General features: G+C 73.8%; 20 protein-coding genes. 13 read left to right on the forward strand and 7 right to left on the reverse strand.

Annotation, left to right across the window (positions count from 1 at the left end):
• Positions 1-10 precede the first annotated feature (10 nt).
• Entirely contained in the window at positions 11-670 is a 660-nt protein-coding gene (locus AB0D10_RS24770; protein ID WP_360260082.1) for a response regulator transcription factor, read from the reverse strand.
• Positions 671-1,090: 420 nt separating this feature from the next.
• Here AB0D10_RS24770 and pdhA point away from each other — a divergent pair, with 420 nt between their 5' ends.
• From pdhA to AB0D10_RS24785, 3 genes are read left to right on the forward strand one after another with little or no spacing between them, the layout of a single operon-like run.
• Positions 1,091-2,251 carry a pyruvate dehydrogenase (acetyl-transferring) E1 component subunit alpha gene (pdhA, locus tag AB0D10_RS24775; RefSeq protein WP_360260084.1) on the forward strand — a complete coding sequence of 387 codons (1,161 nt, stop codon included), beginning with the start codon at positions 1,091-1,093 and terminating at the stop codon, positions 2,249-2,251.
• Positions 2,248-3,225: an alpha-ketoacid dehydrogenase subunit beta gene (locus tag AB0D10_RS24780; protein ID WP_360260194.1), complete on the forward strand. Its 978-nt coding sequence runs from the start codon at positions 2,248-2,250 to the stop codon at positions 3,223-3,225. Before pdhA ends, AB0D10_RS24780 begins: the two co-directional genes overlap by 4 nt.
• A 15-nt stretch (positions 3,226-3,240) precedes the next feature.
• Complete coding sequence (locus AB0D10_RS24785; RefSeq protein ID WP_360260086.1) at positions 3,241-4,677, forward strand: dihydrolipoamide acetyltransferase family protein; 1,437 nt, start codon at positions 3,241-3,243, stop codon at positions 4,675-4,677.
• Positions 4,678-4,763: 86 nt separating this feature from the next.
• On the opposite strand, the gene AB0D10_RS24790 is transcribed toward AB0D10_RS24785, so the two are convergent.
• Entirely contained in the window at positions 4,764-5,702 is a 939-nt protein-coding gene (locus AB0D10_RS24790; RefSeq protein ID WP_360260088.1) for an LAETG motif-containing sortase-dependent surface protein, read from the reverse strand.
• A gap of 207 nt (positions 5,703-5,909) precedes the next feature.
• Between AB0D10_RS24790 and AB0D10_RS24795 the strand changes: the two genes are divergently transcribed.
• From AB0D10_RS24795 to AB0D10_RS24805, 3 genes are all read left to right on the forward strand, one after another.
• Positions 5,910-7,133 (forward strand): benzoate/H(+) symporter BenE family transporter, encoded by a 1,224-nt coding sequence (locus AB0D10_RS24795; RefSeq protein WP_360260090.1) that lies wholly within the window; start codon positions 5,910-5,912, stop codon positions 7,131-7,133.
• Between the two features lie 266 nt (positions 7,134-7,399).
• Positions 7,400-8,632: a M64 family metallopeptidase gene (locus AB0D10_RS24800; RefSeq protein ID WP_360260092.1), complete on the forward strand. Its 1,233-nt coding sequence runs from the start codon at positions 7,400-7,402 to the stop codon at positions 8,630-8,632.
• A 212-nt stretch (positions 8,633-8,844) separates the two neighbouring features.
• Entirely contained in the window at positions 8,845-10,230 is a 1,386-nt protein-coding gene (locus AB0D10_RS24805; protein WP_360260094.1) for an MFS transporter, read from the forward strand.
• A gap of 60 nt (positions 10,231-10,290) precedes the next feature.
• Here the strand turns inward: AB0D10_RS24805 and AB0D10_RS24810 are convergent, their stop codons facing one another.
• Both AB0D10_RS24810 and AB0D10_RS24815 read right to left on the reverse strand, forming a co-directional pair.
• Positions 10,291-10,719 (reverse strand): BRO family protein, encoded by a 429-nt coding sequence (locus AB0D10_RS24810; RefSeq protein ID WP_360260096.1) that lies wholly within the window; start codon positions 10,717-10,719, stop codon positions 10,291-10,293.
• Positions 10,720-10,896: 177 nt separating this feature from the next.
• Positions 10,897-11,718 carry a maleylpyruvate isomerase family mycothiol-dependent enzyme gene (locus tag AB0D10_RS24815; RefSeq protein WP_360260098.1) on the reverse strand — a complete coding sequence of 274 codons (822 nt, stop codon included), beginning with the start codon at positions 11,716-11,718 and terminating at the stop codon, positions 10,897-10,899.
• A gap of 173 nt (positions 11,719-11,891) precedes the next feature.
• On the opposite strand from AB0D10_RS24815, the gene AB0D10_RS24820 reads away from it, so the two are divergent.
• The 3 genes from AB0D10_RS24820 (at position 11,892) to AB0D10_RS24830 (ending at position 14,608) form a co-directional block, all read left to right on the forward strand.
• Complete coding sequence (locus tag AB0D10_RS24820) at positions 11,892-12,689, forward strand: carbon-nitrogen family hydrolase (RefSeq protein ID WP_360260101.1); 798 nt, start codon at positions 11,892-11,894, stop codon at positions 12,687-12,689.
• A 135-nt stretch (positions 12,690-12,824) separates the two neighbouring features.
• Positions 12,825-13,847 carry a GntR family transcriptional regulator gene (locus AB0D10_RS24825; RefSeq protein ID WP_360260103.1) on the forward strand — a complete coding sequence of 341 codons (1,023 nt, stop codon included), beginning with the start codon at positions 12,825-12,827 and terminating at the stop codon, positions 13,845-13,847.
• Positions 13,848-13,960: 113 nt separating this feature from the next.
• The gene (locus AB0D10_RS24830; protein WP_360260105.1) at positions 13,961-14,608 is read left to right on the forward strand and encodes a hypothetical protein; all 648 of its coding nucleotides are present in this window, start codon (positions 13,961-13,963) and stop codon (positions 14,606-14,608) included.
• 60 nt (positions 14,609-14,668) lie between these two features.
• Here the strand turns inward: AB0D10_RS24830 and AB0D10_RS24835 are convergent, their stop codons facing one another.
• On the reverse strand, positions 14,669-15,454 hold the full coding sequence (locus AB0D10_RS24835; RefSeq protein ID WP_360260107.1) for an SLATT domain-containing protein: 786 nt from the start codon (positions 15,452-15,454) through the stop codon (positions 14,669-14,671).
• Positions 15,455-15,822: 368 nt separating this feature from the next.
• On the opposite strand from AB0D10_RS24835, the gene purD reads away from it, so the two are divergent.
• The 4 genes from purD (at position 15,823) to AB0D10_RS24855 (ending at position 22,119) form a co-directional block, all read left to right on the forward strand.
• The gene (gene purD / locus AB0D10_RS24840; protein WP_360260108.1) at positions 15,823-17,070 is read left to right on the forward strand and encodes a phosphoribosylamine--glycine ligase; all 1,248 of its coding nucleotides are present in this window, start codon (positions 15,823-15,825) and stop codon (positions 17,068-17,070) included.
• A 569-nt stretch (positions 17,071-17,639) separates the two neighbouring features.
• Entirely contained in the window at positions 17,640-19,223 is a 1,584-nt protein-coding gene (locus AB0D10_RS24845) for a hypothetical protein (protein WP_360260109.1), read from the forward strand.
• Between the two features lie 367 nt (positions 19,224-19,590).
• Entirely contained in the window at positions 19,591-21,129 is a 1,539-nt protein-coding gene (locus AB0D10_RS24850; protein ID WP_360260111.1) for a N,N-dimethylformamidase beta subunit family domain-containing protein, read from the forward strand.
• Positions 21,130-21,219: 90 nt separating this feature from the next.
• The gene (locus AB0D10_RS24855; protein ID WP_360260113.1) at positions 21,220-22,119 is read left to right on the forward strand and encodes a phosphoribosylaminoimidazolesuccinocarboxamide synthase; all 900 of its coding nucleotides are present in this window, start codon (positions 21,220-21,222) and stop codon (positions 22,117-22,119) included.
• Positions 22,120-22,192: 73 nt separating this feature from the next.
• Here AB0D10_RS24855 and AB0D10_RS24860 read toward each other — a convergent pair whose 3' ends face one another.
• Entirely contained in the window at positions 22,193-22,816 is a 624-nt protein-coding gene (locus AB0D10_RS24860) for a response regulator transcription factor (protein ID WP_360260115.1), read from the reverse strand.
• Positions 22,817-22,828: 12 nt separating this feature from the next.
• On the reverse strand, positions 22,829-24,046 hold the full coding sequence (locus AB0D10_RS24865) for a histidine kinase (RefSeq protein WP_360260197.1): 1,218 nt from the start codon (positions 24,044-24,046) through the stop codon (positions 22,829-22,831).
• Between the last annotated feature and the right edge of the window lie 57 nt (positions 24,047-24,103).

Here is a 24,103-nt window from a genome sequence, read left to right on the forward strand (position 1 = left end):
CAGCCCTGGGTCAGTACTGGTGGTCGGCCTGGTGCCGCGCCACGAAGGCGGCCGCTTGGGTGCGTCGCTCCATGCCCATCTTGGCGAGCAGACTGGAGACGTAGTTCTTCACCGTCTTCTCGGCCAGGTGCAACTCGTTGCCGATCTGACGATTCGTCATCCCCTCGCCGATCAGGTCGAGGATCCGCCGCTCCTGCTTGGTGAGTTGGGACAGTCGCTCGTCCTCCTTCTCGCCGCCGTCGCGCAGTCGGGCGAGCACCCGGCTGGTGGCGACCGGGTCGAGCAGCGAGCGGCCGGCCGCGACGTCCCGGACGGCGGTGATCAGGTCGGTGCCGCGGATCGCCTTCAGGACGTAGCCGGAGGCGCCGGCCATGATCGAGTCGAACAGCGCCTCGTCGTCCGAGAACGAGGTCAGCATCAGGCACTTGATCTCCGGCAGCCTGGAGCGGACCTCGCGGCAGACCTCGACCCCGTTGCCGTCCGGCAGCCGGACGTCGAGCACCGCGACGTCGGGGTGCACCGCGGTGATCCGGGTGATCGCCTCGGCGGCCGTCCCGGCCTCGCCGACCACCTCGATGTCGTCCTCGACCGAGAGCAGGTCGTGCACGCCCCGCCGGACGACCTCGTGATCATCGAGCAGGAATACCCTGATTCGTCCGCTATCAGCCACGTCCAAAGCCTCCCATATCACCGTAGGAAAGACCTATCGCTCGCACCGGCGTAAAGACGTGATCCGGCCAGACCCATCCGAAACCGATACCGAGAACCCCCTTACGTACGGGCGTCCGCCCGGATAACGTGCGCTGGTGTCCTGAAGGCGCTCGGATTGAGAGCTGCGTCACGTCGTCCGTCACCCCCACCCTTCCGACGGCGGTCCGAGCGCGGCACCCTCGGGGTTGTAGGCCCTGAACAAGTAGGACGTCCTAGCGCAAGCGCGCCAGGGGCGGACGCTGGGTAACGTTCTCGTGAGGGACGCCGTCGGAACAGGATCACCACCTGCCCCGCAGTAGGTGCGCACACCCACGCGCGCCCCGCGAGGCGGTGACCGGACCGGTCACCGGCGACCCCGGGCGGCCGGACAGACCGAGGAGTGAACGTGACCGTCAAAAGCACGGCGAGGGCTCGCAAGAAGGCGGCCCCCGCTGTTCCTGACACCCTCCGCGCCACGGGTAAGGACGCCCAGCCGGAACTCGTCCAGCTGCTCACGCCGGAAGGCGAGCGTGTCGAGCACCCGGACTACCCCCTCACCACCACTCCCGAGGAGCTGCGCGCCCTCTACCGCGACCTGGTGCTGGTGCGCCGGTTCGACGGCGAGGCCACCGCACTGCAGCGCCAGGGCGAGCTGGGCCTGTGGGCCTCGCTGCTCGGCCAGGAGGCCGCCCAGGTCGGCTCCGGCCGTGCCATGCGCACCGGCGACTACGCCTTCCCCACCTACCGCGAGCACGGCGTGGCCTGGTGCCGCGACGTCGACCCGCTGAACCTGCTCGGCATGTTCCGCGGCGTGAACCACGGCGGCTGGGACCCGAACGAGAAGAACTTCCACCTGTACACCATCGTGATCGGCTCGCAGACGCTGCACGCCACCGGTTACGCGATGGGCATCACCAAGGACGGCACCGACGACGCGGTCATCGCGTACTTCGGCGACGGCGCCTCCAGCCAGGGCGACGTCAACGAGGCCTTCACCTTCGCCTCGGTCTACAACGCGCCGGTCGTGTTCTTCTGCCAGAACAACCAGTGGGCGATCTCCGAGCCCACCACCACCCAGACCAAGATCCCGCTGTACCGCCGCGCCTCCGGCTTCGGCTTCCCCGGCGTCCGGGTCGACGGCAACGACGTGCTGGCCTGCCTCGCGGTCACCCGCTGGGCGCTCGACCACGCCCGCAACGGCAACGGCCCGGTGCTGATCGAGGCCTTCACCTACCGGATGGGTGCCCACACCACCTCCGACGACCCCACGCGATACCGGCACGCCGAGGAGACCGAGGCCTGGAAGGCCAAGGACCCGATCACCCGGCTCCGCGCCCACCTGGAGAAGGAGGGCCTGGCCGACGAGGAGTTCTTCGCCGCCGTCGACGCCGAGAGCGAGAAGCTGGGGCTGCGGGTGCGCGAGGGCGTGCGCGGCATGCCGGACCCGGACCCGACCCTGATCTTCGACCACGTGTACAGCGAGCCGCACGCACTGGTCGATGAGGAACGGGCCGAGTACGTCGAGTACGCGGCGTCCTTCGAGGCGGGGGAGAACCTCTGATGGCCGGTCAGCTGAGCATCGCGAAGGCGCTGAACGGGGCGCTGCGCAAGTCGCTGGAGAACGACCCGAAGACCCTCCTCATGGGCGAGGACATCGGCAAGCTCGGTGGCGTCTTCCGGATCACCGACGGCCTGCAGAAGGACTTCGGCGAGGACCGGGTGATCGACTCCCCGCTCGCCGAGTCCGGCATCGTCGGCACCGCGATCGGCCTGGCACTGCGCGGCTACCGCCCGGTGGTGGAGATCCAGTTCGACGGCTTCGTCTACCCGGCCTTCGACCAGATCGTCTCCCAGCTGGCGAAGATGCACGCCCGCGCGCTCGGTCACGTCAAGATGCCGGTCACCATCCGCATCCCCTATGCGGGTGGCATCGGCGCGGTCGAGCACCACAGCGAGTCGCACGAGGCGTACTTCGCGCACACCGCCGGTCTGCGCGTGGTCACCCCCTCCAACGCGCACGACGCGCACTGGATGCTGCGGCAGGCCATCGAGTCCGACGACCCGGTCATCTTCCTGGAGCCGAAGCGCCGCTACTGGGACAAGGGCGAGGTCGGTGACGCCGCCGACCTGGGCATGCACGACGCCCGGATCGTCCGGCCCGGCACCGACGCGACGCTGATCGCGTACGGCCCGATGGTCAAGGTCTGCCTGGAGGCCGCCGCGGCCGCCGAGGAGGACGGCCGTCGGCTGGAGGTCGTCGACCTGCGCTCGCTCTCCCCGGTGGACTTCACCACCCTGGAGGAGTCGGTCAAGCGCACCGGTCGGGCCGTCGTGGTGCACGAGGCACCGGTCTTCCTGGGCATGGGCGCCGAACTGGCCGCCCGGCTCACGGAGAAGTGCTTCTACCACCTGGAGGCACCGGTTCTGCGGGTCGGCGGCTACTACGCGCCGTACCCGCCGTCCCGCGTCGAGGAGGCCTTCCTCCCCGACCTGGACCGCGTGCTCGACGCCGTCGACCGCGCGCTCGCGTACTGATACCGGGGAGCGAAGATGACCACCGAAGTTCGCTCGCTCCGCGAGTTCAAGATGCCCGACGTGGGCGAGGGCCTCACCGAGGCCGAGATCCTCAGCTGGTACGTCAAGCCCGGTGACACCGTCACCGACGGGCAGGTCGTCTGCGAGGTGGAGACCGCCAAGGCCGCGGTGGAGCTGCCCATCCCGTTCAACGGGGTGGTCGAGGCGCTGCACTTCCCCGAGGGCGCGACCGTCGACGTGGGCACCGTGATCATCTCGATCGCGGTCGCCGGGGAGGCGGGCGCCGCGGCTCCGGCTGCCCCCGCAGCGGTCGCTCCGGCCGCCCCGGCCCCCGCCGAGGAGGCCGAGCCCGAGCGCCGCGAGGTGCTGGTCGGGTACGGCCCGCGCACCGGCGGCAGCCAGCGCCGGGCCCGGCGGACGACCACCACCAAGGTCACCGCGGCCAAGCCGGCCCCGGCCGTGCCCGCTCCGGCGGCCCCGGTCGCTCCGGCTGCTCCGGCGCTGCCGGCCGACCTGCCCGCCGGGGAGCGGCCGTTGGCGAAGCCGCCGGTCCGCAAGCTGGCCAAGGACCTGGGTGTCGACCTGCGCGCGGTGACCCCCACCGGTCGGGACGGCGTGATCACCCGCGAGGACGTGCACGCGCACGCCGCGGCCCAGGCCGCTCCGGCGGCGCCGGCCGCCCCCGTGGCCGAGACCGCCGCGGCCGTCGTGGCCGAGCCGGTCGTGGCGCCGCTGCCGGTGTCCGGCACAGGCGATGTCCGGGTGCCCATCAAGGGCGTCCGCAAGGCGACCGCGCAGGCGATGGTGGCCTCGGCCTTCACCGCCCCGCACGTCACCGAGTTCGTCCAGGTCGACGTGACCCGCACGATGAAGTTCGTCCGCCGGCTCAAGGAGAGCGGCGAGCTGGGCCGGGATGTCCGGGTCAGCCCGCTGCTGCTGGTCGCCAAGGCGCTGCTCACCGCGGTGAAGCGGCACCCCGAGGTCAACGCCCAGTGGGACGAGGCGGCTCAGGAGATCGTCATCAGGGGCCAGGTGAACCTCGGCATCGCCGCGGCCACCCCGCGCGGCCTGATCGTCCCCAACATCAAGGACGCCGGCGCCAAGACCCTCTCGGGGCTGGCCGTGTCGCTCGGCGAGCTGGTCGAGACCGCCCGCCAGGGCAAGACCTCGCCGGCCGACATGCAGGGCGGGACGATCACCATCACCAACGTCGGCGTCTTCGGCGTCGACACCGGCACCCCGATCCTCAACCCCGGTGAGGCCGCCATCCTCGCCTTCGGTGCGGTCCGGGAACTGCCGTGGGTGCACAAGGGCAAGGTCGTCCCGCGTCAGGTGACGACGCTGGCGCTCTCCTTCGACCACCGCCTGGTGGACGGGGAGCTGGGCTCCAAGGTGCTGGCCGACGTGGCCGCCCTGCTGGAGTACCCGAAGCGCCTGATCACCTGGGGCTGACAGCCCCGGGGTCCGAGAACGACGAAGGGCCCCCTCTTCCGCACCGCCGTGCGGGGAGGGGGCCCTTCGTCATGCCCGCCCGTCGACTAGCGCTGGGGACGGAGTCGACGGACGGCGACCAGAACGCCGGCCCCGAGGGCGAGGAGCACGGCGGAGGACAGGGCCAGGAGGGAGTTGGCGGAGGAGGATCCGGTCTGGGCCAGCTCGGGGGTGCCGGCGGGGGCGGTGGTGGCCGGCGCGGCGGTCGGGGTCGCGGCGGGGGCGGCGGGTGCCTTGGCGGGTGCGGCGGCCTTGGCCGGGGTGCGGTCGGAGGCGGGCTCGGCCGGGGCGGGCTTGGCGGTCTTGGTGGGCGCGGGCTTCGTCGGCTTGGCCGGGGTGGTCGGCGCGGCGGGGGCGGCGCCCCGGGTGCGGGTCACCTTGACCGGCTTGAGGTCGGACCCGCCCGTGGTGGTGGCGCCGGCGCTGTTCGCCGAGGCCAGCAGGTCGACCGTGGTCACGCCCTCGGGAGTGTTCGGCGACAGCGAGAACCGGAACTTGAAGGTCGCCGAGCTGCCGTTGTCGAGCCGCGAGCGCTGGGTCGAGGCGGCGTCGACGACCCGGTAGCAGCCCTGGATCAGCGTCAGGTCCTTCCAGGTGCCGGTGTAGTCCAGCAGCTGCATCCGGACGTCGCCCACGCGGGCCGCGGAACCCGAGCCGGGGGTGTACAGGCCCAGGAAGGGCTCCATGCCGTGGGCGTCCACGCCGGTCCGGTCGGTGACCTTGAGGGTGACCTCGTTCCAGCGGCCGTCCGCCACCACCGAGGACGGGGCCGAGACGAGGGCGGCGTCGGGCGAGGCGGTGGCCGTACCGGGCGCGACCGAGACGGGCCCCCCGATGCGCTCGTCGCCGCAGGCCCAGGCGCTGTCGGTGGCGAGGAACTGGATGCCGCCGGCGAGGACGGTGGTGGCGGCGAGGACGGCGATGCGTCGGCGGCCGGAGAGCGCGCGGTCGTTCTTCGCAAAATGGGTGATAACGGGCGTGCGCATGACGTGACTCCCCAGGGTCATGTGACTGACGGTGTGTGGTGTGAAGGTGACCGGCCCCGCTCCTGTCGAGCGGAAGCGCCCCCCGGCTCTGCCGGTCTCGCTCTCCGTGCCTTCATCTGTATGGACGCGCATCCCCGGCGGGGGTTGCAGGTGGGTTCAAAAACTTTTTCGGGAGCCTTCGCAGGGGCGCTTCGGGATACTGCCGGGATGACGGATGAGCTGACGATCCGACCGGAGACGACGCCGGTCGAGAGCGGGGAACGTCGGTCGCTGCGGCGGGACGTGTCGGGGCCGGCGCTGCTGGCCGGACTGGTGTGCGTCGCGGTGTCCTTCTCGGGACCGCTGGTGGTGGTGCTCGCGGCGGCGTCCGCCGGCCGGCTGGACACGGCGCACACCGCGTCCTGGATCTGGGCGGTGGCGATCGGCAGCGGGGTGAGCGGCTTCGCGCTGAGCTGGTGGACCAGGACGCCGGTGATCACCGCCTGGTCCACCCCCGGGGCCGCGCTCCTGGTGACCAGCCTGGGCGACTACCCGTACCGGGAGGCGGTCGGGGCGTTCCTGGTGAGCGCGGTGGTGGTGGCGCTGTTCGGGGTGACCGGCTGGTTCGGCCGGCTGATCGCGGCGGTGCCGGTGGGGATCGTGAACGCGATGCTCGCCGGCATCCTGTTCTCCTTCGGCGCCGGGATCTTCGGCGCCGTGCACAGTGCTCCGGCCCTGGTGCTGGGCAGCTTCGCGGCCTTCCTGCTGGCCAAGCGGTTCGCGCCGCGGTACGCCGTGCCGGTCGCGCTGCTGGTCGGCGGCGTGCTGGCGGCGCTCACCGTCGGGCTGTCACCGCACCTGGGGCAGGGCGGGCCGACCGTGCCGGTACTGACCGTGCCGGCGTTCTCCTGGTCGGCGCTGGTGGGGCTGGCGCTGCCGCTCACGATCGTGGCGCTGGCCTCGCAGAACGCGCCGGGCCTCGGGGTGATGCGCGCGTTCGGCTACCGGGCGGACGACCGGCTGCTGATCGGTTCGACCGGTGCGGTGTCGGTGCTGATGGCGCCGTTCGGCTCGCCGGGGGTGAACCTGGCGGCGATCACGGCGGCGATCTGCTCGGGCCCGGAGGCCCACCCGGACCCGCGCCGCCGGTACGTCGCGGGGATGTCCTCGGGCGTGCTGTACGTGCTGGTGGGCAGCTTCGGCGGGGTGCTGGTGAGCCTGTTCACCGGGCTGCCGAAGGAGCTGATCGCGGTGATCGCCGGGGTCGCGCTGCTGGCCTCGCTGCAGGGCAGCCTGGCCGCGGCGGTCGCGGAGGAGCGCGGACGGGACGCGGCGGTGGTGACCTTCCTGGCGAGTGCCTCGGGGATGAGCCTGTTCGGGATCGGCTCGGCCTTCTGGGGACTGCTCTTCGGGCTGGGCACCCACCTGGTGCTCGGCTTCCGGAAGCGCTGAGGCAGCGGCGGGGGATCGCTGAGGGCGCGGTAACGGGAGCGCGGCGGGATCCGTACGGGGAACGGTGCCGGGGTCGCGGGCGGAACCGGTGCCGGAGCCGCGAGGGTTGATGATTGGTATGACCCGCACGGCTGGGAGGATACGGATCGTTCGGCCAGGTCGGTGACATTTGCGTCCACCGGTGGGGGCGACACGCCGGTCCGGGTACGTCTCCGCTCCACCACCCGGGCGACGCCGGGTGACCGGAACCCCGAGGACGCACCCGTATGCCGTCTGGCAACCCTGGCCGTCTCGTTCGGAGTCTGGCCGCGCTCGTGCTGGTGTCCACCGCCCTGCTCCCCGCCGCCCTGGAACTGGCCGGCCCCTCGCCGTTCGGCGTGATCGGGCCGGGGGCCCCCGCCGACCGGGCGGTGCCGCCGCACACCGCGCTCCGCACCGACCAGCGGATACCCGCGGCCGCCCCGACCGTCGACATACGCCGCACCGGGGACCCGGCCAACCGGATCACCCTGGTCCTGCTTGGCGACGGCTACACGACCGGCGAGCAGGACCTGTTCCACCAGCAGGCCGACAGGGCCTGGCACGCGCTGATGGACATCGAGCCCTTCCGCACCTACCAGGGCTTCTTCAACATAAGGCGGGTCGAGGTGGTCTCCCCGTCCTCCGGGATAGCCGAGAGCGAGAGCCGCGGCCGCAACCCGGCCACCCCGCTCGGCATGCACTTCTGGTGCGAGGGCACCGCCCGGCTGCTCTGCGCCGACGAGGCCGCCACCGCCCGGTACGCGGGGGACGGCGCCGGGCCGCAGTACCTGATAGCGCTGGCCAACTCCACCGAGTACGGCGGCGCCGGCGGCACCGGGGTGACCACCCTGGCGGGCGGCAGCCAGGACGCCGGGCGGATCATCCAGCACGAGATCGGGCACACCGTGGGGGACCTCGGCGACGAGTACGACAGCGCCCCCGACGACGCCGACTACCCGAACCTCTCCGCCCTCAACGCCGACGACATGCGCAGGAAGCAGACCAAGTGGTGGCGCTGGCTGGGTGCGGTGTCCCCGGACGGCGCCGGCGTCGTCGGGGCGTACCGCAGCGCCAACGGCCTCTACCGGCCGACCCAGGACTCGGTCATGCGGACCCTGGGCAGTGCCTACAACCTGCCCTCGCGCGAGGCGATCATCGAGGAGCTGTACCGCAAGATCCGCCCGACCGACGCCCCGCACCCGGCGCCCGGCGAGGTGACCGGGCGGCCCCGGCTCGACGTCCGGCCGCTGCCGCTGACCGGGCCACGGCAGCTGAAGGTGGAGTGGAAGGTGGACGGCGTCCCGGTGACGCCGCAGTCCGCCGACGGCTCCTGGCTGGACACCGCGCAGCTGGACGTGGCTCCGGGCCGGACGGCCACCGTGACGGCGACCGTCCGGGACACCACCGACTGGGTGCGGGACGAGGCTTTCCGGGACCGCTTCATGACCCGCTCGGTGTCCTGGACGCTGACGGGCTGAAGCAGGCCGCGACCGGGCCGGGGCGTTCGCGTTCCGCAATCGAGCCGGGCCGCGACCGGGCCGGGGCGTTCGCGTTCCGCAATCGGGCCGGGGCCGGGGAGCCGGGGGAGCGCACCGGCGGATCTGCGGGCCCGGGGGGTCGCGGGTGCGCCCCGGGGCGACCGAACCCCGCCCTGGGCCTCCCATCATGGGATGACTAACCTGGTCGCACTATGACCGTGGAGCCCGCCAGTCCAGCAGCACCCCTGTCCGCCTCCGCTCCCCGGCCCGGCGCAGAGCCCCCGGCCGTCCACGAACCCGCCCCCGCACCGCCCGGCGGTCGCGCGGCCTGGCTGGCCTGGTCCGTCGGCGTCAGCGTCTACGTCCTGGCCGTCATCCACCGCACCAGCCTCGGCGTGGCCGGCCTGGACGCCGCCGACCGCTTCGGCATCGGCGCCTCGGCGCTCTCCACCTTCTCGATCCTCCAGGTGCTGGTCTACGCGGCCATGCAGATCCCGGTCGGTCTGCTGGTGGACCGCTTCGGCCCGCGCCGGGTGCTGCTGCTCGGGGTCGTACTGCTGAGCACCGGACAGCTGGCCTTCGCGTTCAGCTCCTCCTTCGCCCCCGCGCTGGCCTCCCGGGCGGTGCTCGGCTGCGGCGATGCGATGACCTTCATCAGCGTGCTGCGGATCGCCGCCCGCTGGTTCCCGGCGGCCCGGAACCCGTTCGTGGCCCAGCTGACCGGTCTGGCCGGGATGGGCGGCAACCTGGTCACCACCGTGGTGCTGGCGCAGGCGCTGCACAGCGAGGGCTGGACCCCCACCTTCGCCGCGATCGCGCTGCTCGGCGTCGCGGTGTTCGCACTGGTCGCGCTGTTCCTCCGGGAGTCACCGGACCACGGAGCCCCGGAAGCGCCGCAGGCGTCGGCCGCGTCGGCAGCCCCGGTGCGGCCGGTGGAGCGGCGCGACCGGCCGGGCCTCGGCCGACAGGTCGCGGCCTGCTGGCGGGAGCCGGGCACCCGGCTGGGCCTGTGGGTGCACTTCACCACCCAGTTCCCCGGCAACGCCTTCGGCCTGCTCTGGGGCCTGCCCTACCTGGTCGAGGCGCAGGGGATGTCCCGGGCCGGCGCTGGCGGGCTGCTGACCCTGCTGGTGCTCAGCAACATGACCTTCGGCTTCGTCTTCGGGCGGCTGCTCTCCGCCACGGCGCGCGCCCGGATGCCGATCGTGCTGACCGTCATCGTGACCACCGCGCTCGGCTGGGCGCTGGTGCTGTCCTGGCCCGGTGGGCACCCGCCGACCTGGCTGCTGGTCGGGATCATCCTGGTGATGGGCAGCAACGGCCCGGCCTCGCTGGTCGGCCTGGACTACGCGCGCTCGGGGAACCCCCCGGAGCGGCTCGGCACCGCCTCCGGCATCGTCAACATGGGCGGCTTCATCGGCACGATGATCACGCTGTTCGGCATCGGCGTGCTGCTGGACGCGCTCTCCCCGGACGGCGCCGGGTCGTACTCGGCGACCGCCTTCCGCTGGGCGTTCTGCTGGCAGTACGTCCCGCTGGCGGTGGGCGCGGCGATGATCCTGCGGCTGCGCCGGAAGGTCGCGGCGGCCGGGGCGTAGGGTTTCCGACCTGCGGACATGCGCAGGCCCTCGGAATTTCCGAGAGCATGCGCATGCGGCTCAGCGGCCGTACTCGCGCATCAGGTCCGAAATCTGCCGGGCTGTCCCGAGGATCCGCGCGCCGTGCAGCTCCACGGTCAGTGGTCCGTCACCGACAGGGACCGGTGCAGGTGCCACGACGAGCATGCGGACCAGATCCACGATCTTGACCTTCGAGCACCGCGGGACGGCCGTGCCACCCCTGATGCCGACCCGCTCGACACAGTTTCCGACCTGGGAAACGTCGTGACTATCACTCTTGGTGACAGTTACGGACCGCATGTCGACGGTGCGGTGCCGGTGGTCCTCCAGGCCCGTCACAGCCTGCGCCGCGTTGCCGCGGCCCAGGATCCGGCACACGTCCGTCGTGACGAACCACGGCTCCCCGTCGATCATCACGACTCTGATCGGCTGCCCGGTGACCGGGAAGCTCGACCGCACCAGCACCATCGTCCTCTGTTCGCCGTCCCCGGGAATGCTCCTCGTTCTTCCGGGTGATGGCAGGACTGCCGGGAACAACGAGGCCGAACAGGTGAGGTGGCTGGTGCCGGGTTGACGCATGGACGCACGAGTGGTGCCGACCCGGCGTGCGGTGGTGCGTGCACGCCGGGTGGTGGGGGCCGGAGCTCAGATGGTGACCGAGAAGTTCGCCAGCACCCGCTCGGCCAGCTCCTTGTCGCCCTCGACGGAGACCGGTCCCGGCCGACCGCGGCCGCAGGCGAGCCGGACGTACGTCTCCCAGCCCATGGTGAGCTGGACGTCGGGGGCCAGGCTGATCGACTCGTCCACGGTGCAGTGGCCGGTGGCGTCGACCCGGACGGTGCGCAGGAACTCCACCGGGCCGGTGACGTCCAGCACCAGGGCCGTCCCGGCCGGGGCGCCGGCCTTGTTGGCGACGGCCTTGGGCAGCAGCTCCAGCAGGAGGTCCCGGGCGATCAGCGCGGCCGGGGCGTCCAGGTTGCCGGGGGCATCCAGGGCCCGGCGCAGGTCCTGCTCGTGCACCCAGACGTCGAAGGCCCGCATCCGCAGCAGCTCGTGGTACGGGACGTCCCGGGCGAGCGGCCCGGCCGGCCAGCGCACCGGCTCGGAGGGCGTCTGCTTGGCGTTCCGCAGCGCCCGGGAGCGGCGGATGATCGTGTACTCCAGCTCGCCGGTCATCTCCAGCGCGGTGTGGCAGCGGCGCTTGTCGACCGGCAGCTCGACGTAGCGGGCGAACTCGGTGGTCACGTGACGGAGGTCACGCGGCAGCGAATGGATCGGGCGCGGGTCGCCGAGCAGCTCGGACTCGACCGCGATGACGTGTGAGACGACGTCCCGGACGGACCAGCCGGGGCACTCGGTGGCCCGGTTCCAGGAGCCCTCGGGGAGGGGGGCGACCAGCTCCGATATGGACTCGATGCTCTGGGCCCACGCCTCCGTGTAAGCCTGCACGGTCTGGTTGTCCGTCACGGGAATCTCCGGCCCTCCGTCAGCTTCCTTGCCGTCCGCGCCCCGCCGTCACCGCCGACCGGGATGGTCCGGCTTCCGGGCGCGCACGCTAACCGCACGTTACGCTGCCGGGGGACAGCTGGGCAGCGCTTTCGGGTGACGATCGTAGGTCTATTGCCGTGGACGGTGGTACTGTGCGCGCTTCATTGATCCAACTCGCGGTCTCCGACGCCGAGCCGCCCGCCGAGCGGCGGGCCAGGGCGGCGGCGCTCGTCCGGGCGCAGCAGGGCGCCGACCTGGTGGTGCTGCCGGAGCTGTGGCCGCTCGGCGGCTTCGCGTACGACCTCTGGTCGGACGGCGCGGAGGGCCTGGACGGGCCCACCTCGGACGCGATGGCGGCCGCCGCCCGGGCTGCCGGGGTCTGGCTGCACGCCGGTTCGATCGTCGAGCGCGACCCGGACGGGCCGATCTACAACACCTCGATGCTGTTCGCCCCGGACGGCGAGCTGGTGCACACCTACCGCAAGATCCACCGCTTCGGCTTCGACAGTGGCGAGGCGGTGGTGATGGGCGCCGGTCAGGAGATCGTCACCGCGCCCACCGACTTCGCCACGCTGGGCCTGGCCACCTGCTACGACCTGCGCTTTCCGGAGCTGTTCCGGGCGCTGCTGGACGCCGGTGCGCAGCTGCTGGTGGTCCCGGCGGCCTGGCCGGCCCGGCGGCGCGAGCACTGGACGCTGCTGGCCCGGGCCCGGGCGGTGGAGGAGCAGGCCTTCGTGCTGGCGTGCAACACCGCCGGGACGCACGCGGGGGTGGAGCAGGCCGGGCACAGCATCGTGGTGGACCCGTGGGGCCGGGTACTGGCCGAGGCGGGGACGGAGGAGGAGGTGCTGACGGTCGAGTTCGACCCGGCCGAGGTGGCCGCGGCGCGTGCGGACTTCCCGGTGCTGCGGGACCGCCTGCTGGGGATCCCGGCGCCGGTCCAGCGCTGATCCGGGCCGGGTGGGCGGCGTTCGGGAGGGTTGGTTCGGACCCGGCCCGGGCGGGTTTGAGAAGATGAGCACTCGTCGTGTTCCCGTCGGCCCAGGAGGGCCGGCACGGTAGGACCGCCCGAGGAGGTCGCGCCCATGCCCGTCAACGGCGCAGGCGACGCCCCCCGCCCCGTCATCCAGCGCAACAGCCTGCGCGAGCAGATCGCCGGTGCGCTGCGCGAGGAGATGATGGCCGGCCGACTGGCGGCCGGCCGCAACTTCACCGTCAAGGAGATCGCCGAGCTGTACGGCGTCTCCGCGACCCCGGCCCGGGAGGCGCTGGTCGACCTCGGCGCGCAGGGGCTGCTGCGGGCCGAGCACCACCGCGGCTTCACGGTGCCCGAGCTGTGCTGGGACGACTTCCTGGAGATCTTCGAGTCCCGGGTGCTGCTCACCGACAGCTTCCACCGTCAGTTCGTCACCCGCCGGGCCCTGCCCGACCTCAGCCGGCTGCCCTCGCTGCACCGCCGGGCCGACGCGGCCGTCCGGGCCGCCCGGGCCGGGAACCTGGACGTGATGGTGGGCTGCGACCGCAGGTTCTGGCAGGAGGTCGCCGGACTGCTCGGCAACCGCCGGATCGCCGAGTACCTGGACTGGCTGAGGGTGCAGTCCTGGATGTTCGCCGCCCCCTACCTGCGGGAGATGCCCAGCCTGGCCGGGGTCTGCTGGGACCGCCATCCGGAGCTGGTCGGGGCGATCGAGGCGCACGACCTGGCCGGCGCGCACCGGATCATCTGCGAGTACAACCTGTACACCGCCCGGCTGCTGGCCGAGCTGGCCGGGCAGCCGCTGGAGTCCGTGACGGTGCTCGGGCTGCTCGCCGAGACCACCGGACCGCAGACGCCGCCGGTGCCGCCGGGCCCCGGCGGGCCGTCGGCCCCGGAGCCCCTGCCCGGGCCCCCGCCGGGACCGGCCGCCGAGCCCGGTGCGGCCCGCGCCGAGCGGCCCCCGCGCGGCGACGAGGTCGGCCGCGAACTGGGCCGTGAGCTGGGACTGGGCCTCGGCCTGGTGCCGCAGCCGCGCTCGGTGCCGTACGGCCGGTTCGGCCGTCGGCTGTCCGCTCCGCCCCCCGAGGCCCCGCAGGGACGGCCAGGCCCGCACGCCGCCCCGGGCCGGTAGGGTGGTCGGGCATCGGACCGGGGGCCCCGCGAAAGGGCCGTCCGGGTACCGACCCCCCGTCGTCGCCCCGCCCCGAGGGCGATCCCCCGCCGCCCGGAGAGGAACTGCCGGCCATGGCCTGCGACCTCTGGCTCGTCCCGTTGGTGGACGTGCTGAGCCACAGCCCCGACAACCCCTTCCGGGACGATCTAGCCCTCTACAACGCGGTGTTGGCCTCGCGCGGGCTGCCCGAGGTGCCGGTCTACGAGTACGTCCCGGGCATCAGCGGCGCGGTCGAGCCGATAGCCGCCTTCGACTACGACTCGCTGCACTTCCTGCGCCGCGCCTTCCTGCTGGGCCTCACCGGTCTGGACATCACCCCGGTCGACGCGCTCGGCGGCGACTACGAGCAGCTGCTGGAGATGTTCGAGAGCAGCGCCGAACAGTCGCACCTGGTCTGGCACTTCGACCACGCGGGCGCGTACGTGCCGGTCGAGTTCGCGGTGCCGCTGGTGGACGACGCGCTGCTGGCCTCCGGCGGCCCGCTCGGCTCCAGCCACGGACTGCTGCGCGAACTGCAGGCCGTGGCACCGGCGCTGGGCATCGACCCGCTCAACCCGCCGGACCCGACCCGGCCGCTCGGCCCGACCGGTCTGGAACAGCCCTTCGGGCCGCCGATCGACGACGTGCATCCCTTCGCCCGGGAGCGGCACGCCTGGTCGGGCCTGTACGCGGCGGCGACCAGGAGCGTCACCCAGGGCTCGATGATCGTCTTCGCGTAGCGCCCGGCCGGCCCGCCCGCCCGCCGGAGCCGCCCGCAGTGGCTGCCCGCCCGCGGCGCCCTACCTCAGCGGTCCCTCCGGCGGCCGCTGGCGCGGCATGGTGGGCCGGGTGCCCGGCGGCGGCAGCACCCGTACCTGGGCGCCCACCCCCGGCTCGGAGCGTCCGCCCCAGCTCCCCGGGGTCTGGGTGGGCAGCTGGGTCATCGACGCGCGGAACTCCAGCATCCACTCCGAGGTCTCGGTGCGGACCATGTCGGAGATGTCCTCGCAGAACCGGCGCAGCACGCCCAGGCAGCGCTCGGCGGCCTCGCCCGCGGTGCCCTCGGTGGGGCCGAGCACCTCGCGCACGCACTCCGACGCCCAGTCGAACTGGAAGGCCTCCAGGCGGCGTTGCAGGGCCTGTCCGGTGGAGACGTCCCGCATCCAGCCGGAGGTGAGGCCGAAGGCCCGGTCGGCGCCGTAGCAGGCGGCGGAGAGCGCCAGGCCGACGTAGCCCCAGCTGGTGCCGTGCGCGAAGCCGCCGGCCAGGTCGACCAGCGGGGCGGTCACCCCGCCCACCGCGAAGCCGGCCGTGCCGAACCGCAGCAGGCGCGCCCACCGGCGCTTCCAGACCCGGTCCCGGCGGTACCACTCGATGGCCTCCACCGCCCGCTCCTCGGACCACCGGTAGAGCTCCTCCAGCCGCTCGGCCGGCTCACCCCAGTCCCCGAGCGGGAACTGGCGGGTGCTCAGGTCGGTGTGGTGGCGGGTCGGGGCCCGGCGGACCGCGGCGGCGGCGGGCGGGTCCTCCTCGCCGATCTCCTTGCCCCAGGCACTCTCCTCGGGCTGCATTTCCGGCTGGCTCACCTGTGGGGCTCCCTGTGGCGGGCGGGCGACTGGGTCTGTCGGCGCATCGGCTGACGTGGTGTCTGCCGGTGGTTGTCCAACAGCACTTCTTACCGCCAAATGGCTGACCGTGGGGAAGCTTCCCGGTTGATCGTTACCGGTTTCGGCCATCGGAACCCGAGGTGAGCGGGTTGCGGGGGTCGGCGGGATTTCACCCGTCCGAGCGAGGGGCCGGTGACCCGTGGTCGTGACCCGGACACCCAGCGCGCTCCGGACCCCTCCGGGCTTGGAGGATCCTCCTGGATCGTCGGCGTACGGAGCTCTTCTCCTGGACGATCCGACGGGACCGGAGAGCGGCCTGAACAGGCCACCGACTACGCTTGCGAGGCGTGAAGGTCCTCGTCATCGGCGGCGGCGCCCGCGAACACGCCCTGTGCCGCTCTCTGTCCCAAGATCCCGCCGTGACCGAGCTGCACTGTGCCCCGGGCAACGCCGGGATCGCACAGGTGGCGACGGTCCACCCGGTCGACCAGCTCGACGGTGCCCAGGTCACCGCGCTGGCCGAGCGGCTCGGCGCCACCCTGGTCGTGGTCGGCCCGGAGGCCCCGCTGGTCGCCGGCGTCGCCGACGCCGTGCGCGCGGCCGGCATCCCGGTGTTCGGCCCGTCCGGCGCGGCCGCCCAGCTCGAAGGCTCCAAGGCCTTCGCCAAGGACGTGATGGCCGGCGCCGGCGTCCCCACCGCCCGCTCCTACGTCTGCACGACCGCCGCGGAGGCCGCCGAGGCGCTGGACGCCTTCGGCGCCCCGTACGTGGTCAAGGACGACGGCCTCGCCGCCGGCAAGGGCGTCGTGGTCACCTCCGACCGCGAGGCCGCGCTGGCGCACGCCGCGTCCTGCGAGCGCGTGGTCATCGAGGAGTACCTCGACGGCCCCGAGGTCTCGCTGTTCGCGATCACCGATGGCACCACCGTCGTCCCGCTGCAGCCCGCGCAGGACTTCAAGCGCGCGCTGGACGGCGACGAGGGCCCCAACACCGGCGGCATGGGCGCCTACTCGCCGCTGCCGTGGGCGCCCGACGGGCTGGTCGAGGAGGTCCTGGAGACCGTCCTGCAGCCGACCGTGGACGAGCTGCGCCGCCGCGGCACGGAGTTCTCCGGCCTGCTGTACGCGGGCCTGGCGCTCACCTCGCGCGGCACCCGGGTGATCGAGTTCAATGCCCGCTTCGGCGACCCGGAGACCCAGGTCGTGCTGGCCCGGCTGCGCACCCCGCTGGCCGCGGTGCTGCTGGCCTCCGCCACCGGCACCCTGGACCAGCTGGAGCCGCTGCGCTGGGACGAGGGCGCGGCCGTCACCGTGGTCGTCGCCTCCGAGGGCTACCCGGCCGCGCCGCGCACCGGCGACCCGATCGAGGGCCTGGCCGAGGCCGAGGCGGACGGTACCGCGTTCGTGCTGCACGCCGGCACGAGGACGGGCGAGGACGGGCAGGTGCTGAGCGCCGGCGGCCGCGTGCTGTCGGTCACCGCGACCGGCGCGGACCTGGCCGAGGCGCGCGGGCACGCGTACGCCGCGGTGGACCGGATCTCCCTCAAGGGCGGCCAGCACCGCACCGACATCGCGCTGAAGGCGGCCACCGCGTAGGGAGGTCAGGCCGAGCCGAGGCGGATCCGGGATCGCTCCGGGACTGCGTCGGGACCGCTCCGAGGGCGCTGCGGACCGTGGGAACCAACTCCCATGGCCGCAGCGCCCCCGGCGTTTCGGGGCCGGAGCGGCTCCGGGGGCAGCCGTACCGTTCGGCGGACGGATTCCAGCCCATCGAGTGACAGCACCCGCATCCGGCTGACGTAACCACGCGCACGGCCTTATGGTGCGCTGGATCGCAGCGTGCGGGGCTCGCGCGCGGGGGGCGCCGCCGGGTAGCGACGCTGCCACGGGGGGATGCTGGACGGCGTCCGGCCGGGCGGTCGCCGGGTGCTTCGCACCGGACCGGTCGTCGGCGTCCGGAATCCGGGCGATGTCACCGGGACGAGTGGAAACCGGGGCGATCCGGAACGACCACCCGCACCGGGGCGTCGAAAATGTCAGTAGCGCCACGCAGCATGCACTACCGGGATCGGACGCCTCCGCTTCCCGGTCGGAACCGATCGTTTCGAGTCGGCTCAGGGCCCCTAGCCGGGCACCCGAGGACTCCGAAGGGGGTGCCGCACCGTATGGCCGCTGTCGACACCGCGCGCGCTCACGCCCAGGCGGTCCTGCGGGTCCGAGGCCTCGCCCGGGCCGCCGCCGTCCTGCCCGCCGCCGTGGCGGTGGTCCTGCTCGCGGGCCGGTTCACCGGCCGGATCGGCGCGCCCGGCGCGGCCGACGCCGCCGGCTGGGACGCCGCCCGCTGGGCGGTCTGCGCCGTCGCCGCGCTGACCCTGCTGGTCGCCGGGCTGACCGCCCGCGCCCTGCGCCGGGCCGAGCCGCCCCGGACCCCCGCCGTCCCGCTGGACCGCGCCGAGGCCCCCGAGCTGTACCGGCTGATCGACGAACTCGCCGGCCGGCTGGACGTCCCCGCGCCCTCCACCGTCGCCCTCACCCCGGACTGCGACAGCTGGCTGGAGGACGTCCCGCCGCCGCGACGCCCCGGCCCGCTGCGGCCGCACCCCGGTGCGCCCGCGCCGGTGCTGGTGATCGGCTCTCCCTTCCTCTGGTGGATGCGGGCCGGCGAGCTGCGCGCCCTGCTCGCCCCCGTGGTGGCCGGCAGCGCCGCCTCCGCCGACCCGGAGATCGCCGCCGCCCGCCGCTTCCTGCGCAGCCTGGACGCCTGCCTGGACTCCGGCCGGGGCGCCGCCCCCGGTCTCGGCGGCGGCACCCTGGCGGCCCCGCCCCGGCCGCCGCGGCGCGGCCCGGCCGCCCTCGCCGACCGGATCACCCGCCGGATCACCCGCCGACTGCTCGGGGCCTGCCGCGGCCACTCCGCCGAGCTGGAGCGCTCCGTCGCGGCGTGGGCCTCCGAGCAGGCCAGGACGGTCGACTACGGGCTGCGGATCGCCGCCCAGGAACAGGTCGGCCTCGCCTACGCCGGCTGGGACCGGCTGCTCACCCGGGTCGCGCTGCCCGCCTGGCGGCTCGGCCGCCACCCGGCCCACCTCAACGCCGGCGTGGTCTCCGCGCTGACCGAGCTCTCCCGTCGGGACCGGCTGGCCGACGGCTACGGCAGCCGGCTCGGCGACCGCCCCGCCTGCGACCTGCTGGAGCAGCCCGGCAGCGTCGACCGGGCGGTGTCCCGGCTCGCCGCCGAGCTGTTCTTCGGCCGCCCGGCGGCCGGCGCCTGGCACGAGCTGGAGTGGACCGACTACCCGGCCGAGGCGGTGGACGCCGGCTGGCGGGCGGGCGCCGCCGCCCTGCAGGCGGCCCTGGACCGCCTCGCCCCGCAGTCCCGCCCGGGCGCTCCGACCCTCACCCGGCTGCTGGTCCGGCTCGCCGAGGGCGACGGCGAGCAGCTGGCCGCCGCCCTCGCCGCCCAGCTGGCCCGGACCACGGCCCCGGCGCCGCTGCTCGAACCCGACCGCTCCGGCCGCGACCTGCTGGTCGACCACGTCACCGCGATGGTCTGCTGCGCGGCCGTGGACACCGCCGGCGGCGCCCCCGGACTGGACTGGCTGGACGGCCCGGTGCTGCTGCTCGGAGGGGTCCGCCGCACCGACCTGGCCGGCCCGGTCGCCCAGGCCGTCGAGCAGGGCCAGGACGGCCCGCTGCGCGCCTGGCTGGACGCGGCCGACGTCCGCCTGGAGAAGCCGGTCCGGCTGTGACGGGTGGGACGGCGCTCGACGCTCCCGTACGCGCCCCCGGACGGCCCGGCCGCCGGTCGTCCTCGCAGGCCGGGGGCCCCCTCCGGGCGGCCCGCGAGATTCCCGGCACCAATTGGCACCGGAGGGTGACGGAGCACCAGCACTCTGTGGTGTATTGGACCGCACGCACACCCGGGGGGCACGTGCCAACCGGGCCTCGGGAGCCGAAGGGCGCGCCGGTGCCGAAAGCGACGAGCAACACGTGAGCGATGGGGGCACCCCCGGCCGGAAGGCCGGGGGGAGAGCGCCGGAGCGAGGAGCGTCGACACCGGATCGGGAGCGCCCGGAGGCGGGCGAGGAGTCACGGAAGTGCACCTGGGAGGGGCGCGTGGGCACCGAACTCAACCCCCGCTGGGAGTCCGGAACGCACGCCTACAGCGTCTCCGACCCCTTCGGGCAGGGACCGCTGCCCTGGCTGCGCAGCCCGGACCAGTACCTGGCCGGGGCGGAGGGCGCCGTCCCCTGGTACGTCTCGGTGGACGCGCCCGGCCAGCAGCCGCTGACCGCCGGTGTGCGCCCCAAGCCGCCGGTCGGCACCCCGCAGGGTGCCAACGACGTGGACCAGCAGATCAAGGGCTTCGCCTCGGCCGGGGTGATCCGGCCCGGCGGCTCGGTCGACTTCCGGGTCACCGTCAACCCGCCCCGCGAGTTCACCGTGGACGTCTACCGGATCGGCCACTACGGCGGCGACGGCGCTCGCCACGTCACCTCCAGCCCGCTGATCGCCGGCCTCGCCCAGCCCGCCCCGCTGGTGGTCGACCGGACGGTCTCCTGCCACCACTGGTGGCACTCCTGGCGGCTGCAGGTCCCAGTGCACTGGAAGCCCGGCTCGTACGTCGCCGTGCTGACCACCGCGGACATGCTGCACCGCAGCCACATCCCGTTCACCGTGCGGGACTTCGACGACCAGGGGCACGCCGCCGAGCTGCTGCTGGTGCTCCCCGACGTGACCTGGCAGGCCTACAACCTCTTCCCCGAGGACGGTCGCACCGGGGCCAGCCTGTACCACGCCTGGGACGGCCTGGGCGGCCTGGTCGGCGAGCCGGAGGCGGCCGTCACCGTCTCCTTCGACCGCCCGCACGCGACCGCCGGACTGCCGCTGCACGTCGGCCACGCGTACGACTTCATCCGCTGGGCCGAGCGCTACGGCTACGACCTCTCCTACGCCACCGCCACCGACCTGCACGCCGGCCTGGTCGACCCGTCCCGGCACCGGGCGCTGGTCTTCCCCGGCCACGACGAGTACTGGTCCGCGCCGATGCGCCGGGCCGCCGAGCGGGCCCGGGACGGCGGCACCTCGCTGGTGTTCCTCTCCGCCAACACCATGTACTGGCGGGTCGAGCTGACCGCCGCCGCCTCCGGCGAGCCCAACCGGCTGCTCAACTGCCGCAAGCGCCAGAAGGTCGGGCCCGGCAGTCCGGCGGCGGGCGCGACCGGCGCCTCCAGCGCGCTGTGGCGGGACGCGGGGGAGCCCGAGCAGCACCTGCTCGGCGTGCAGTACTCGGGCCGGGTCGCCGCGCCCGTCCCGCTGGTCGCCCGGCACACCGCGCACTGGCTCTGGGACGGCACCGGCCTGCAGGAGGGCGACGAGCTGCCCGGCCTGGTCGCCGGCGAGGCCGACCGCTACTACCCCAAGGTGGCGCTGCCCGAGCACACCGAGCGGGTCCTGCTGGCGCACTCGCCCTACCAGGACCCGGCCGGCCGCACCCGCTACCAGGAGACCTCGCTGTACCGGGCGCCCAGCGGCGCGTACGTCTTCGCGGCCGGCACCTTCGCCTGGTCGCCCGCGCTCGGCCGCCCCGGACTGACCGACGAGCGGATCCAGCGGGCCACCGCCAACCTGCTGGACCGGCTCTGCAAGAACTGAGGTCCGCCGGGCGTGAAAGACTGCGGGGGCAGTGACCTCCCCTTTCGCAGTGCCCCACGCCCGCGAACGACCCCTGAGGACTGAGACACCTTGAGCGGATTTGTCACCAAGCCCGAGCCGGTCCAGGTGCCCGGCCTGGTCCACCTGCACACCGGCAAGGTGCGCGACCTCTACCGCACCGAGTCGGGTGAGCTCGTCATGGTCGCCAGCGACCGGACGTCCGCCCACGACTGGGTGCTGCCGAACGAGATCCCCGACAAGGGCCGCATCCTCACCCAGCTCTCGCTGTGGTGGTTCGGGCGGATCGAGGACATCGTCCCCAACCACGTGATCTCCACCGAGGTCCCGGCCGGCGCCCCCGCCGACTGGAAGGGCCGCACGCTGGTCTGCCGGAGCCTGGAGATGATCCCGGTCGAGGCGGTCGCCCGCGGCTACCTGGCCGGCTCCGGCCTGACCGAGTACGAGGAGAGCCGCACGGTCTGCGGCATCGCGCTCCCCGAGGGCCTGGAGAACAGCTCCGAGCTGCCCGCCCCGATCTACACCCCGGCGCTCAAGGCCGAGGTCGGCGAGCACGACGAGAACGTCCCCTACGAGGAGACCGCCCGCCGGATCGGCGCCGAGCTGGCCAACCAGCTGCGCCGCACCACCCTGGACGTCTACGCCCGCGCCCGCGACGTCGCCCGCGACCGCGGCATCATCCTGGCCGACACCAAGTTCGAGTTCGGCCTGCTGGACGGCGAGCTGGTGATCGGCGACGAGGTGCTCACCCCGGACTCCTCGCGCTACTGGCCGGCCGACGAGTACCGGCCGGGCCGCTCGCAGTCGTCCTTCGACAAGCAGCTGATCCGCGACTGGCTGGTCTCCCCGGCCTCCGGCTGGGACCGCTACAGCGAGCAGCCGCCGCCGGCGCTGCCCGCCGAGGTCGTGGAGAAGACCCGGTCCAAGTACATCGAGGTGTACGAGCGGCTGACCGGCACCACCTGGCAGTGACCCCATGACGCCCGCGGGCGCGGCTGCTCAGCGCCCGCGGGCGCGGCTGCTCAGCGCCCGCGGGCGCGGCTGCTCAGATCCAGCCGTGCTCGCGGGCGATCCGCACCGCCGCGTGCCGGTTCTCCGCGCCCAGCTTGGTGGCCGCCGAGGACAGGTAGTTGCGGACGGTGCCCTGGGAGAGCGCGGCCCGGGTGGCGATCTCGGCGATCGGGGTGCCGTCGGCGGCCAGTTCCAGGACGTCCGTCTCGCGGGGCGTCAGCGGGGTCTCGCCCGCGCTGATCGCGTCCGCCGCCAGCTCCGGGTCGACGTACCGGCCGCCGGAGCGCACGGTGCGGATGATGCCGGCCAGGTCCGCGGCCGAGACGGTCTTGGGCAGGAAGCCGCGCACCCCGACCTCCAGCGCCCGCTTCAGGTGGCCGGGACGGCCGTGGCCGGTGACGATCATGCAGCGGCAGTCCGGCAGCAGTCGGCGCAGTTCGGCGGCCACCTCGATGCCGTCCCTGCCGGGCATCTGCAGGTCCAGCACCGCGACGTCGGGCCGGTGCGACTGCGCCATCGCCAGCGCCTCCGGGCCGGAGCCGGCCTGCGCGATCACCTCGATGTCGTCCTCCAGCGAGAGCAGCGCGGCCAGCGCGCCGCGGATCAGGTGCTCGTCGTCGGCGAGCAGGACGCGGACGGGCGTGGCGTTCTCGGTCATCGGGGGTCCTCCTCAGCCTGGCAGCGGGACGGTGGCGAGCATCCGGAAGGTACCGGGTGCGGAGTCCGGGACGGTCAGTTCGCCGTCGTGGGCGGCCAGCCGTTCGCGCAGGCCGCGCAGCCCGGTGCCGCCGCCGGGGGAGGGCAACGGTACGGCGGGAACCCCGTCGTTCTCCAGCTCCAGCACCGCCCGGCCGTCCTCCTGCCGCAGCCGGATCCGGCAGCGGACGGCCTCGCTGTGCCGCAGCACGTTGGTGGTGGCCTCGCGGATCACCCAGCCGAGCACCGACTGCACCGGGGACGGGAGCCGGTCGGCGTCCTCGCCGAGGTCGATCTCGCAGGTGACGTCGGCGGAGCGGAGCACCGCGCGGGCGCCGATCGCCTCGGCGTGCAGGTCGGCGGTGCGGTAGCCGCGGATGACGTCCCGGACCTCGCGCTGCGACTCCTGGGCGATCCGCTGCACCTCGACCATCTGGTCGGCGGCCTCCGGGCGCCCGCGCTTGGCGAGCTGGACGGCGAGCTCGCTCTTCAGCGCGATGGTGGTGAGGTTGCGGCCCATCACGTCGTGCAGGTCGCGGGAGAAGCGCAGCCGCTCCTCGGCGACGGCGAGCCGGGACTGGGTCTCGCGGGCGCCGTCCAGTTCCCAGACCACGGCCGTCAGCCAGGCGAAGCTGCGGCAGCTCGCCGCGATGAAGGGCATCCCGAGCAGGGTGCCGATCAGCTGTCCGGCGGTGGTGGCGGCGCTCAGCCCGGCCAGGACCATCGCTGGGGCGACCAGCAGGGCGAGGAGGACGGCGGCCGGGGCGGACCACCACAGCCGCAGGCCGATGGAGATCGGGCCGCAGGCGACGATCAGCAGGACGGTGGCGACCAGGACGATGGACGGCGGAGCGCCGGTCCCGTCCGCCTTCGGGCCGGTCAGCAGCAGGGCCCAGGTGCCGGCGACGGTGACCGCGCCGTTGGTCACGAGCCAGCGGCGGTGGTCGGCGGGCCGTCCGAGGTAGTGGTCGAGCGAGGTCCGGCAGGCCCGGATGCCGACCAGCGTGGTGGCCAGCGAGACGGCCAGGGAGACCCGGGCGGAGCCGGCCGAGTACTGGTCGAGGTGGGCGCCGAGGTTGAGCAGCGCCATCGGCACCGCGGCCAGCGGCATCAGGTAGATCGACCAGCGGAAGTAGATCTCGGCGCGCTGGGGTTTGCCGAAGCCGCGCCACCTGCGCAGCGGTGAGCGCATGTCCACGTGCTGTCCCCCCGGTCCGACCATGATCCTGCTGCTGCCTTCATATCAGAG

This window comes from Kitasatospora sp. NPDC048545 (assembly GCF_040651155.1).
GTDB lineage: Bacteria > Actinomycetota > Actinomycetes > Streptomycetales > Streptomycetaceae > Kitasatospora.